This window comes from Paenibacillus sp. J2L1-98 (assembly GCF_056269405.1).
The window spans coordinates 121293-134284 of record NZ_JBWDNW010000002.1 but is presented as its reverse complement, the minus strand read 5'-3'; the positions used below and the strand labels follow the sequence as shown (position 1 = coordinate 134284).

Sequence of the window (12992 nt, the reverse complement as noted above, 5' to 3'; positions counted from 1 at the left end):
GCGACATATACTCATCACAGACCGTCCACTTATTACTCTTACTTATGAATTCAATCCATCTAACTTATATCGTGACAGGTATACTTCATTAACTTAAAAGGAGAGATATCTACATGCGAAAAAAGTTAAATCAGCACTTGTTCATTTATTTGCTTATTTTATCCTTAATCATTACACTAGGAATGTATGCGAAGCCTTTAAATAAAGCCGAGGAAGCCGATTTGTCAGAGGCGCCGCAGAAGTTAACGGCTGCAGCCGCAAACTTGATAATGACTGCTGCACCCAGCATAGATCCAAGCGTTTCCTCCGTCCATTTAGCGGTCCCCTCTTCCACCTCGATTCCAACATCTGCCGGTACGCCGGATATCCCGATCGAACAGCCCCCGAGCACCCTTCCAAAGAAGCAAATCCAAGCTGAAAAAGAACAGGCTATCGTCGAAAAGCCTGATACATACAAGGTAACTGCGTATTACCTTAACGTTCGTACAAAACCGAGCGCGCAATCAGAAATTATAAAGGTCGTTAAGCAAGGGACGCGGTTAAAGGTAACGGCAAAAACCGAGAATGGCTGGCTCGAGCTGCAAGGCGGCGGTTACGTTCATGGAGGCTATGCCGCGAAAATAAAAGGGGAAGTATCCGCGTTATCCTTCCCGGCTGCGAGCAAGCGTGGTCCTGCAATTGAAATTAATGATACCGGTGCGGAGAGAGCGCGGCAATCCGAAATAACAGAAGAGCCAGCAGAAGCGGAGGAGGAGCTTAACCAGCCGACTTCGATCGTTGAGTCTGATTCCGGCCTGACCGAAGCGCATATCGCAAAAATATTCGAAGGCACTGCGCTATCCGGCCACAATTTGGAACAAGCTATCCTAGAGATCGAGGAGGAGTACGGCATTAACGCTTATTTTACGATCGCCGTCATGAAGCTGGAGAGCGGCAACGGTAAAAGCTACTTAGCCAAAAAGAAAAATAATTTATTCGGCTTGAATGCGATAGATGGCAATAAATATAACAAAGCCTTCAGCTTTAAAACGAAAGGAGACAGCGTCCTGAAATTTGGACAGCTTCTTTCTAGAAACTATGTCAACAAAGGGCTGACCACAATTGAGAAGGTAGCTAGAAAATATTGTCCCGCCAATTCGAGATGGTCGAGCTTAGTTAAAAATATTATGAAAAGAGATTATAAAAAGCTTTAACATGGCATTTTCACATCAAGTATGTTATTTTCATCTCCTAAGTAACTTTTGCAAAAGATACATAGGAGGTCACCAGCATGAAGGAAACCGTTCAAAAGATGCCGTTCGGCTATGAACCGCCAAAGGATGAACGAAAGGGTACGATCGTTTATTATGATTCATTCGAGCATACGACGGAACGGGAGCTTGATCTAGCGGCTTACATTGCCAAAGAACGATTATTTCTAAAGCTTGTTCTCTATCCGCTGCATGAGCAAAGTGTAAAACGGATGACGAGGGAAGAGGTTAGTCCGTTCTATAAGCGGGAAGACCGGCTGCATGAATGGAAGCGTGATCGCCAAGAGGAGAATGTCATCGTTGAGCGGCTCGAAATTAAACGGAAAAAATATACGCCAATCGATTCTGCGCTGCGGCATTTGGCGGAAACCTATCCTAAACCGCTATTTCTGCTCATGACCGGGGAGATGGCTAATTTATTCGCGTCTTTCTCCTCTTTCGAGGAATGGATCGTGAAAATCAGATTGTTGTTGACGGAGGAACCGGCACGGCTTCATCCTCGGCTCATTCAATACCGGCATCGGTGGGAGCCTGTTATCGATAAATGATGTCAAAGCAATAGAAGTGCAAAGAGCTGCCCGCGAGAGAACCTCACGGACAGCTCTTTGCCATTACATCATCGCTGCTGCAAGCTAGCCCGTAGAAGGGCTGTTAGGCACATGGCCTTTTTGATTGCGGTTATCGTCTGTTGAAGCTGCCACGCTATTCTCCGCATCCTTGGAGCTTGCTTCAAATGCCTGATTTTTACTTGCAATCGACTTATTTTTGTTGCGAGCCATCGTATAACCTCCACAAGCTTAATTGCCCTAAACAATGAGGCAAGTATAGGTTAACCAAGTTTTATTGAATTAATCTGCCGCGTCTTATTTATTGGATAGGAAGCATACTAATGAAAAATAATAAGAGGATAACGAGTACTGCTCCGAGCCAAAAAAAAGCTGCGCTTCATTAAAGAAGCACAGCCTTGTTTCTGTTCACATTATTTTACGCTACGACATGCTCTTCGCATTCAGACGAGCAGAAGCCATGCTTCGTCTCTTCACATTCTGTACATACGATGTGCTGACGATGGCAGGAATCATCCGCACAGTTGATGTAAGTGTCCGCCGGCTGATCGCAGTGGTAGCATTTGCCGACAACGACCGCTTCATCCGTCTGATTAATGCCAACAGATGTTCTCTCATCAAATACGTAGCATTTGCCGTCGAATAGTCTGCCTTGTACATCCTCATCTTTGCCGTAGGTTACAATTCCGCCCTCTAATTGATAAACGTCACTGAAACCCTCGCTGAGCATTACACCCGTCAGCTTCTCGCAGCGAATACCGCCCGTGCAGTACGTGAGAATCGGCTTGTCTTTCAAATCGGCCATATTCTCCCGGAGCCATTCCGGAAATTCCTTGAACGTCTCCAGATTAGGTCTGATCGCATTACGGAAATGCCCAAGATCGTATTCGTAGTCGCTTCTTCCGTCAAGCACGATGACATCTTCTCTTTGCAAATATTCATGAAACTCTTTAGGAGAAAGACGTGTGCCGCTTAGCGTGTTCGGATCTAACGGCTTATCGTAACGCAGTGTAACAAGCTCTTTCTTGTAGCGGACGAATATTTTTTTGAAAGCATGCTTATCGGTCTCATCGATTTTGAACACAATGTCCGAGAATAGCGGATTGGCACGCAAGTCCGCCATGTATTGCTCGGTTTGCTCGAATGTACCGGAGAGCGTACCGTTAATGCCTTCATCGGCAATGAGAATACGGCCCTTCACGTTTAATTCCTTACAATATGCAAGATGCTCAGCAGCAAATTGCTCCGCATCGGGTACAGCTACAAATTTATAATACAATAAAACTCGAAAATGATTAGCATCGCTCATCGTAGTCTTTCCTTTCCGGTAAACAAATAAAAGCATACTATATTATAGTTGACCGAATTGTTTTTTTCAACAGATAACAAAAAATCGAATCACTTGAACTTTTCTAGGTTCATCTGATTACTTTTTGCTGTTTTATCACGCTATAAAGTAAGCCCGAAACGTTTAAGCTCAATAAGGACCGGTTCTAATTGCTTTCCTTTGTCCGTAATGGTGTATTCGACTCTTGGCGGGACCTCCGGATAGACCGTCCGGATAACGATGCCTTGATCCTCAAGTTCTTTCAAGCGGAGGGACAGCGTCTTTGGACTGATGCCATCGAGCGATTTCAACAATTCGCTGAACCGCATCGTATGTTCAATGAGCAAATCGCGAACAATGAGAAAAGTCCATTTTGTGCCGATCATATCAAGCGCCTTTCCAATCACGCAAGGAACACCAGGAGTTCCAAGCTCCAAAACGATCGGTTCTAAATCATTCAACGAAGCACCTCCTCATTCGTTTTATCGATTTTAATCAAGTATAGTACAAAAGTAACTTTTCGGAAACTATGTGAAAAAAATATCACTACTTTCAAAACTTCGCTTGCTATGGTTACAATAGGGCTAGGAATGACAAATATATATAATCAAGAGGAGAGAGATAAATGACCGTCAACCATTTAGATACGCCCTTTGCGCTTAAAAATTTGGAACTAAAAAACAGAATCGTAATGGCGCCGATGTGCCAATATTCCGTAGAGGCGAAGGATGGGGCACCGAATGATTGGCATTTTGTTCACTATGTATCGCGTGCGGTAGGCGGAGCCGGACTTATTATAATGGAGATGACAGACGTAGATCCCGATGGACGTATTACGGACCTTGATCTAGGATTGTGGTCGGACGAGCAAATACCTGCTTTCAAACGGATTATTTCCGAGGTCCACAATTACGGCGCCAAAATAGGCATTCAAATTGCTCATGCAGGACGTAAAGCAGAGGACGCGGACCAACCGGTTGGACCATCTGCCATTTCGGCCGGACCCAGATACAAAACGCCAAGGCCGCTCACCTCGGATGAAATTAAATTGATCGTACAGCAATTCAAAGAGGCTGCGAGAAGAGCTGTTGAAGCGGGAGTCGACACGATCGAAATTCACGGGGCGCACGGCTACTTGGTTCATCAATTCCATTCTCCCGGCATAAATATCCGCGAGGATGAGTATGGTCAAGATCCGGCGAGGTTTGGAGTGGAAGTCATTCAAGCGATCAAGAGCGTAATGCCTGCGGATATGCCGCTCATTATGCGAATTTCTGCGATTGAATATATGGATAACGGCTATGATTTGAACCACGGCATACAAATGAGCAGGCAATATCTTGCAGCAGGCGTTGACGTATTCCATGTATCAAGCGGCGGAGAAGGAGGTCCGGCCGGCAAGCTGCAGCCCGGCAACTATCCGGGCTATCAGGTGCCATTCGCGCGCGCAATTAAGGAAGCGTTAAATGTACCCGTCATTGCGGTAGGCATGCTGGACAACCCGAAGCTGGCGGAAGCCGTTGTTGCGAATGAGGATGCCGATTTGGTGGCTGTCGCGCGCGGCATGCTGCGTGACCCATACTGGGCGCTGCATGCTATTCAAGCCGTTAAAGGCGAGGCGGTTCCGCAGAAACAATACGCAAGAGCATACTAATCAACAGCATTAAGCAGATAATAGTAACAACAGCCTCTCTGTATGCAGGGAGGCTGTTTCTATGAACCGAGCAGCTGAATAAAGCGCTTTGCAATGATCGGTAAGGAGGATTCCTTTCTTGCAGCAAAGCCGACGGTACGTGCAGGAATCGGTTCAAGGGTATGTAATTGAAATAATCTCCCGTCTTCGAGCTCCTGTTCGATAAAGGATTTCGTAACGAATGCAGCACCATAGCCGCGTCCGGCCAGCTCAATCAGCATATCCATACTGCTAAGCTCCATGTCGGCTTCCGCGGAAGTGCCTTGGGAAGAAAACCAGCTCTCGACAAACTGTCTGGTACTGCTTCCTTCGGAGAGAAGCAGCAGTGGAATTTGGGATAACTCCTGCGAGGTTAAAGGTGCTCCGGCCAAATGCCGAAACGCCTCACCCACCACAAAGCAGTCCTGAATATCGGTCAAATGTGAAACGGCAAGCTCTTCATCCGAAAAAGGCAAATGGACAAGTCCAACATCGATCTGACCCGATTTTAAGCGTGTTCGAATATCGGATGTTTTTCCTTGCGAGAGACGTATGCGTACAGTCGGATGCTCCTTATGGAACGTATCGAGAAGCGGGAGCAGCAGATGTTTAATAATAGGGCCGCTTGCACCAATCCGCAGTTCACCGGCTGTTAAGTTTTTGAGGGATTGCAATTTGCTTTCACCGGCTTGCAGGATCGTGAAAGATTTCTCCACGTAATGAAGCAGTTCCACGCCCTCGGGTGTAAGCTTCACGCCTTTAGAAAGCCGGTCAAACAGCTTCACCTCCAGCTGTGCTTCCAGCTGTTTAACGGCGTAGCTGACCGAAGGCTGAGTAATATGCAGCTCCTGTGCCGCTTTCGTTAAGTTGCCTAATTTAGCCGTATGCAAAAATATGCGGTACCACTCCATATTCATCATCATGATATAGATCCTCTCTATGACATTGATCCGATATTTAAATTTCATTAATTTCACTATAGAAATTATAATGGACATATAAAGGATGCGTCAAAGCATTGACTCGGGAGGAATTGACAATGGCAGGAAATACGTACGGAAACAGCTTTAAAATTACAACCTTCGGTGAATCACACGGTGAAGCGGTAGGGGTCATTGTAGATGGCGTAACGCCAGGCATCGAGCTGGATGAGCAATATATTCAGACGCAAATGGATCGAAGGAAGCCGGGGCAATCCTCCGTTACTACGCCGCGCAAGGAATATGATGTCATTCGCATTCTTTCAGGCATGTTTGAGGGGAAGACGACGGGAACACCCCTTTTCATTATGCTTCACAACACGGATATGAAGCCCGAAGCCTATAACGATATACAGAACTCTTTCCGGCCTGGACATGCCGATTTCACCTACTTGAAGAAATATGGCATTCGCGATCACCGCGGAAGCGGCAGGGCATCGGGAAGAGAAACGGCAGCCCGCGTTGCGGGAGGGGCGGTTGCGCGAAAGCTGTTAGAAAATAGGGGAATAAGTGTTGTAGCCTATACGAAGGAAATTGGCGGCATTAAATGCGAAACGTATATCGAGGATCAGATTGAAAAAAATGCGGTTAGAGCTTGCGACCCGGAAGCGGCACTTCGCATGATCGAGAAAATCGAGCATTTAGCATCCATGGGGGATAGCTGCGGCGGTATTGTTGAATGCAGAATAAGGGGCGTGCTGCCTGGTATTGGCGAGCCCGTGTTTGATAAGCTGGATGCGGAGCTGGCAAAGGCGATGCTGTCCATCGGCGCCGTTAAAGGCATCGAATTCGGCGCAGGATTTGCGGCAGCCGAAATGCTGGGCAGCGAGCATAATGACGAGATGAGTAAGGGCGGCTTTTTAAGCAACAACGCGGGTGGAATCGTTGGCGGCATAAGCACGGGCGAAGAGATTGTATTTCGGTTGGCGGTCAAGCCGACCTCGTCGATTTCATTGCCGCAGCATACGATAGATGTCCATGGTCAGGAAAAAATGATTGAGACCATCGGCCGGCATGATCCTTGTATTTGTCCGCGTATTATACCGGTCGTAGAAGCAATGGCTTGCATCGTAGTTGAAGACCTCATTAAGCGGCAAGCAGCTATGTTCGGATAATCTAAACTTCACGATCATCGCTCCCGATGTGATATGCTATTTAATGACGATCACTGAGAGGAGAATGTATATGAAACCATCTGTATTTATTGATCGGCAGATACCGAGCGAGGTAGAAGCGTACATAGCCGAGCATTGTACTGTCGACAAATGGGAGGGCTTGACTCCGATTCCGCGCCAGTTGCTGCTCGAAAAAGTCGCGAATGCGAACGGCTTGCTGACGGCAGGCGCGAAAATCGATTCCGAACTGCTGAAGCAGGCTCCGCATTTGAAAGTTGTAAGCAGCATTAGCGTCGGATACAATCATTTTGATCTTGCCGCAATGAAAGAACGGGGCATTATCGGAACGCATACGCCGCATGTTCTGAACGATACGGTCGCGGATCTTGCATTCGCTCTATTATTAGGAACGGCAAGACGTGTAGCGGAGTTGGACCGTTATGTAAAAGACGGACAATGGAAAACTGGCGACGGCATAAAATTGTTCGGCACAGACGTGCATCATGCTAAGCTCGGGATTATCGGCATGGGACGAATCGGTGAGGCGGTGGCCCGCCGGGCGAAGTTTGGGTTTGAGATGGATGTTGTCTATTATAATCGCAGCCGCAAGCTGGAAGCGGAAGAGAAGCTTGGCGTTCGTTATGAAGAATTAAATGAGCTGCTTGCATCTTCGGATTTTGTCGTGTTGCTGGCGCCATTAACGGAGGAAACGACTAAGCTGATCGGACGCCAACAATTTCAGCTAATGAAATCAACATCGATTTTTATTAATATTTCGCGCGGTCAGACGATCGACGAAGAGGCTTTAATCGAAGCGCTTCAGGCAGGAACGATTGCAGCTGCCGGTCTTGATGTCTTTGAGAAAGAGCCGATCAATGCCGATCATCCTTTTCTAAAGATGGCGAATGTGTTGACTCTACCGCATATTGGCTCGGCTACGACAAAAACAAGGTTTGATATGGCCATGCTTGCTGCGCAAAATCTGGTTAGCGGAGTAACCGGACAAACAGCTCCAAATATTGTGGACGAGCTGAAATAATTCGAGCATGTAACAACCTTAAAAACAATATACTTGTTTCCACTCTTTCGCATCCTCGCGCAGGCAGCTTCGCGGCTCGGCGGCGCTGCCTGACACGGTTGCCCGTAAAATGAAGAATGTTGATGGCATCGGCAGTATTGGACTTTATTTGAGTGTCCAATGCCGCCGGTGCTTTTTATTTCGTTCAGTTTTAACGATACGCTTTCTTCGTGTACGATGAGGTCGTTTCATCACGAAAAAACGTGTTTCACCAGGCGAGATACGATAAACTTTCATGCAAGCAACAACCTTAAAAACAATATACTTGTTTCCACTCTTTCGCATCCTCGCGCATGCAACTTCGCGGCCCTGCGGCGCTGTCTGCCACGTTTACCCGTTACGCATTCCTATTTCGCCAGCCCGTCTGCCGATGCTTATCCATTAATACCGCATCCTGCTGCATACCACTTCCTTAGTTTCTTTCCCGCTTCCTGGACTATTATCAAATTTCGATTATGCCGCCTGCTGCCGACCGCTGACTTTGCAATCTTAGCGATTCGCACCTGGCCTGCATCGTATGTTGCACTTCGATATACATATGTATTGACTTCTACTTTGGGGTTTGGTAAGCCAGTTTCGGCCATGTTTTGATTTTGCGCAAAGCGCGCGGCGGCCCCCCCGACGAACGAAAATTGCTGCTAGATTCGGATCTAGTTGCAGAGATGATATGTGCTGCTAGAAAAAAGAAAAGCAAAAAGATAAAACCGGATAAAGCAGCAGAGAAGAAATCTGCAATCTAGGTACGAATCTAGATACAGAAGAAGTAGAAAACCGGGTAGAAAGGGGATAGATATGGAAAAATCGAAATGGTGCGCGAGCGGAAATCGAAAGAGTGGTAACAAGTATATTGATTGCAGCCTTATTTGTGGTATAATATGGATATGCGAATGTACGTTCGCGTTCTTCTTTTCAGTCGACGGCGCGCTCGGTTAAATGGGGCAGGAGGAGGAAAAGGCGTTGTCGAATTATAGTTCATACAGGTTTTCTGCCCCTCCCTCTTCTTATAAGCTGGATTTACTAGCTGCAGTCTGATCTCATTCGGAAAGCTGTTGTAACCTCAGATTCATCAATTTGAAAGGGTGAATACTATGGCTCGCAATGAACATCCCATCGAGAAAACGGAATCTCTAGGCCACGTCGTCAAAGTACAGCAGGTCATCGACTTTATTGTGTTGTCTGAGCTTCAGAACGGACAAATGTACGCAAGTGAACTAGAGCAGCGGATCGTTCAAACGCTTGGCAACCATGTAGGTGTTAATGACGCTTACCTTAGCCAGCGTCTTAAGACACTTGCTGAGCACGGTCATGTTTTTCGAAAATGGGAGGGAGACAGCCGTTATAACCGATACTACCGGATCACGGATACCGGCATGGAGTATTTCAAGGGGCTTCTCCGCGAGCTGCCTGATCGTGTCAAGAAAGCCCAGCAGGTCTACAGCAGCTTCGATAGCTACATGAGCAAGTTTGGGAAAATGAGCACGAAATAGGGAGAGGAGCAGGGGATGGAGGAATTTGACTATAAGGAAGCAATCGAACGCATCAAGGCTGCGTTTCCTCCCGGCACCGTCCAAAAACGCGGGGACAATGGCCGGGCATATATTCCGAATCAGGTCTATACGGACCGCGTCGAGGAAGCTACAGGCAGCCGCTGGAACAGAGAGATAAGAGACGTCGAAATCAATATCCCTCACGGATTTGTAAAAGTTGTGGCGCGCGTTACGATCGGGGAGCATTACAGGGACGGCATCGGGTTTTCCGAGATTGAGACGGATGCGGGTGGAAAAGGGAAGTCCGTCTCGAATAAGGTAGATCAAGCATATGCCGAAGCGGTCCGTGAAGCGCTCGATACGTGGCAAATCGGCTGGAAAAATCTAGCGCCCTATTATCAAGAAGAAAAGGATTGGGCAAGGAATCCTGCGCTTCATCATTTGCTTCAATCTCAGGCGCCTGGTGAAGCTGGCAGCAAGTCCGGGATGCAGTCACGCGCTGTCGTAGAACATTACTGCATATTCGCGAAATGCGGAAAGCAGCTGTCGCGCGACGAGTGGGATTTTCTTAGCTTGATTCCAGCTCTCAACAGAGAAAAAATGAAATTCTGTTTTGAACATGTTCCGAATCATCTTAAGAAAAAGGCTCCGGCTGACGTACTAAAAAGCTATGAAGAAAAGATTATGCCTAAATAATGATCTCTCAAATAAGAAAAAGGGGCATGCCTTGATGAAGCTGCTGCTAATTGGATCTACAGGCAAGACCGGACAATTTATCCGCCGCTTCTTGGAGGAAAAGAGCGTACAGGCCCTGCGATTCGTGCGCTCTGCTGAGCAAGTGGAGCCAGGATGCTTTCTGGGCGATATTCGAAATCGACATGATGTGTTTGAGGCGATGGAAGGCGTGGACGGAGTCATTAGTGCGTTAAATACGGAAGGAAACGGCACGCTTGCCAGCGGAATGAACCATATTATCGCCGCGATGCTGGAGTTTAAAATAAGGAGGCTCGTTACGATTGGTACCGCTGGCATCTTGCAAAGCGAGATTCAGCCCGAATTACTGAGGTATCAGTCGATCGAAAATAAACGGGTCAATCACGAGGCTGCTATGGAACATGAGCATGTATACCGGCAATTAGCTAAATCCGCTCTGGATTGGACGATCATTTGCCCGACGAGACTCGTACAGGAGGAGCGGAGAGGCAGCTATCGTGTTCAGAAGCATGTGCTGCCAACCGGCGGCTCGCATATTTCATTTGCTGATACAGCCGAGTTTGCTGTTACCGAATATTTAACACCTGCTTTTATCCGCGAACGGGTAGGAATTTGCTATTAATCGATTACTATAATAGAAAAACCTGAGTTCCCTAATAACAGGAGTTCAGGTTTTTCCTTTACAGATGGATTAATCCTGATAAACACGCAGCACTTCCACGCGGTTGGAGAAAAAGGTGGCGCCGCCGCCCATATCCGCAAGCCGCTGCGGCGTCAGGGCATTGACAGCTTGCCGGCCTCTCCGATGATCTTCCCACCACAAGCCCTGTGTAACGAGCACGCCCGGCAGTACATCGTTGCCGATTCGCAGCTTCATTTCGACTGCGCCTCGACCGTTACGAATTTTTACGCGTTCCCCGTCGATGAAGCCAAGCGCTTCTGCATCATCTGAATGCATATGAAGCAGCGGCTCTTTCTCAAGTTTCTGCAAGAGTTCTTGATTAGCGAAGGTGGAGTTGATGAAGCTGTGGTTCGGGCCGGTTATCAGCCAAAACGGATAGGAAGCAGGCTCGTGCAGCGGCGAATGACTTGGTACCGGCGCCAAGCCGTTCTGCAGCATGGACTCCGAATAAAGCTCGATTTTGCCGGATGGCGTCGGAATGATCGTCGTGAAAGGAGGCAGCTGACCGCCACCAGCCTTCATCCTCGTTTTAGCCTTTAGCTCATCGAACGTGATGCCTTTCAGGAACGGATTATGATCACTATCCAGCGCCTCGCGTATCATTTGCTCTTCGCTAATGTCAAATAGCTCTCGCTCAAAGCCTAGCCGAAGCGCCAATTCCTTAAAGAGAGTAAAGTTAGATTTGCATTCTCCCATAGGGTCCATAATCGGCTCATGAAGCTGCAAATACAGATGCCAATAAGACGTGTATAGATCCAAATTTTCAAAATGAGAGGTCGCCGGAAGCACAATATCGGAATATTTGCAGGTGTCCGTTAAAAATAAATCATGCGTAACCGTATAGAGGTCACTGCGCAGAAGTCCTTCACGCACGCGGTTCTGATCCGGCGCTACGATTGCCGGGTTGCTGTTATAGACGAACAACATCCGGACTGGAGGAGCCAAATCGAGAAGGGCATCTCCAAGCTGGTTCATGCTGATAGAACGGACATCCGGGTCCGGCAGTAAATCCGGCCGCTCGATTTTTTTGCCGTTAAGCCGCGAGTACCAGCTGTTTCCTTTCACGGCGCCTCCGCCGCGAACACCCCATTGACCGGTTAGGGCAGGCAAGCACGAAATCGTTCTAACGATCATGCCTCCGTTGTCGTGATGCTGTAACCCGTTGCCAATTCGAATAAAGGAAGGGCTGGTTGTGCCGTACAGGCGGCCGAGCTCTTCGATCTCTGCTGCAGGTACGCCGGTAATCGTTTCGACCCGCTCAGGCGTATAACCTGCTGCTTGAAGAGCCAGTTCTTTGTAGCCTATTGTGTGCTGCTCGAGAAATGCCGTATCCGCGAGTCCATCTCGAATGATGACATGCATCATACCAAGCGCAAGTGCAGCATCGGTTCCCGGCCTAACATGGATGAAGCGGTCCGCCCATGAAGAGGTGCGGTTGCGGTGAACGTCGATATGAACAACTGTTGCTCCGTTTCTTCTAGCTTCCGTTGCCAGCATTGTCTGATGCATATTGGTAGATACCAGGTTACAGCCCCAAATCAGGAATAGCTTCGTATGTACCGTATCCTCCGGATCAATACCAATGGAACCTCCCATCGTATATGAATATCCGGCAGCACCAGCCGCGTTACAAATCGTCCGATTGAGCTTACTCGCGCCAAGACGGTGGAAGAAACGGCGGTCCATGCCTTCGGCATTCAGCACGCCCATGTTGCCATAGAAGCTGTAAGGCAAAATCGCGTCGGCGCCGTGCTCCGTCATGATGCTCTGCATACGTGCCGCAATTTCCTCGTACGCCTCCTCCCAAGTGATGCGTTCGAAAGAAAGATCTCCCTTAGGCCCGGTTCGGCGCATCGGGTACAGCAGCCGCTCCGGATGGTAAACCCGGTCACTTAATTGTCTAACCTTGTTGCATATCGCGCCGCGAGTGACGGGATGTTCCGTATCGCCGTTTATTTGCGTAATTTTTCCTTCTTCAAAGGTGACGCTAAGCCCGCAAGTATCGGGACAGTCAAAAGGACATACAGAACGTACGGTTCCTTGAAATTCAGATGTGCTCATGACCCGTACCCTCCTTTCAACAGCCCATTTCATATCCTTTCTATCATAACATAGGAGAAG

Annotated in this window: 13 protein-coding genes; 8 read left to right on the top strand and 5 right to left on the bottom strand. The window is 47.9% G+C overall.

From position 1 onward, the window contains the following. Positions 1-113: 113 nt before the first annotated feature. A complete protein-coding gene (locus AC0YNZ_RS05285; protein WP_475825640.1) occupies positions 114-1193 on the top strand; it encodes an SH3 domain-containing protein in 1080 nt (359 codons plus the stop codon). A 77-nt stretch (positions 1194-1270) separates the two neighbouring features. Next, positions 1271-1798, top strand: coding sequence for a hypothetical protein (locus AC0YNZ_RS05280; RefSeq protein ID WP_475825639.1), 528 nt, complete (start codon positions 1271-1273; stop codon positions 1796-1798). An 84-nt stretch (positions 1799-1882) separates the two neighbouring features. On the opposite strand, the gene AC0YNZ_RS05275 is transcribed toward AC0YNZ_RS05280, so the two are convergent. The 3 genes from AC0YNZ_RS05275 to AC0YNZ_RS05265 form a co-directional block, all read right to left on the bottom strand. Next, the gene (locus AC0YNZ_RS05275; RefSeq protein WP_181426302.1) at positions 1883-2029 is read right to left on the bottom strand and encodes a hypothetical protein; all 147 of its coding nucleotides are present in this window, start codon (positions 2027-2029) and stop codon (positions 1883-1885) included. Between the two features lie 205 nt (positions 2030-2234). After that, positions 2235-3125, bottom strand: a complete 891-nt coding sequence (gene trhO / locus AC0YNZ_RS05270) for an oxygen-dependent tRNA uridine(34) hydroxylase TrhO (protein ID WP_475825638.1) — start codon at positions 3123-3125, stop codon at positions 2235-2237. Positions 3126-3265: 140 nt separating this feature from the next. Then, on the bottom strand, positions 3266-3604 hold the full coding sequence (locus tag AC0YNZ_RS05265; RefSeq protein WP_475825637.1) for a winged helix-turn-helix transcriptional regulator: 339 nt from the start codon (positions 3602-3604) through the stop codon (positions 3266-3268). A gap of 164 nt (positions 3605-3768) precedes the next feature. Between AC0YNZ_RS05265 and AC0YNZ_RS05260 the strand changes: the two genes are divergently transcribed. Continuing rightward, on the top strand, positions 3769-4797 hold the full coding sequence (locus tag AC0YNZ_RS05260; RefSeq protein WP_475825636.1) for an NADH:flavin oxidoreductase/NADH oxidase: 1029 nt from the start codon (positions 3769-3771) through the stop codon (positions 4795-4797). Positions 4798-4856: 59 nt separating this feature from the next. Here the strand turns inward: AC0YNZ_RS05260 and AC0YNZ_RS05255 are convergent, their stop codons facing one another. After that, on the bottom strand, positions 4857-5738 hold the full coding sequence (locus AC0YNZ_RS05255; RefSeq protein WP_475825635.1) for a LysR family transcriptional regulator: 882 nt from the start codon (positions 5736-5738) through the stop codon (positions 4857-4859). A gap of 116 nt (positions 5739-5854) precedes the next feature. On the opposite strand from AC0YNZ_RS05255, the gene aroC reads away from it, so the two are divergent. The 5 genes from aroC (at position 5855) to AC0YNZ_RS05230 (ending at position 10811) form a co-directional block, all read left to right on the top strand. Continuing rightward, a complete protein-coding gene (gene aroC, locus AC0YNZ_RS05250; protein ID WP_475825634.1) occupies positions 5855-6910 on the top strand; it encodes a chorismate synthase in 1056 nt (351 codons plus the stop codon). A gap of 70 nt (positions 6911-6980) precedes the next feature. Next, positions 6981-7949, top strand: a complete 969-nt coding sequence (locus tag AC0YNZ_RS05245; protein ID WP_475825633.1) for a 2-hydroxyacid dehydrogenase — start codon at positions 6981-6983, stop codon at positions 7947-7949. Between the two features lie 1127 nt (positions 7950-9076). Then, positions 9077-9475: a PadR family transcriptional regulator gene (locus AC0YNZ_RS05240; RefSeq protein WP_475825632.1), complete on the top strand. Its 399-nt coding sequence runs from the start codon at positions 9077-9079 to the stop codon at positions 9473-9475. Between the two features lie 15 nt (positions 9476-9490). Continuing rightward, positions 9491-10171 carry a hypothetical protein gene (locus tag AC0YNZ_RS05235; protein ID WP_475825631.1) on the top strand — a complete coding sequence of 227 codons (681 nt, stop codon included), beginning with the start codon at positions 9491-9493 and terminating at the stop codon, positions 10169-10171. A 34-nt stretch (positions 10172-10205) separates the two neighbouring features. Next, positions 10206-10811: an NAD(P)-dependent oxidoreductase gene (locus AC0YNZ_RS05230; protein ID WP_475825630.1), complete on the top strand. Its 606-nt coding sequence runs from the start codon at positions 10206-10208 to the stop codon at positions 10809-10811. A 69-nt stretch (positions 10812-10880) separates the two neighbouring features. Here the strand turns inward: AC0YNZ_RS05230 and AC0YNZ_RS05225 are convergent, their stop codons facing one another. Further along, positions 10881-12932 carry a molybdopterin-containing oxidoreductase family protein gene (locus AC0YNZ_RS05225; RefSeq protein WP_475825629.1) on the bottom strand — a complete coding sequence of 684 codons (2052 nt, stop codon included), beginning with the start codon at positions 12930-12932 and terminating at the stop codon, positions 10881-10883. Between the last annotated feature and the right edge of the window lie 60 nt (positions 12933-12992).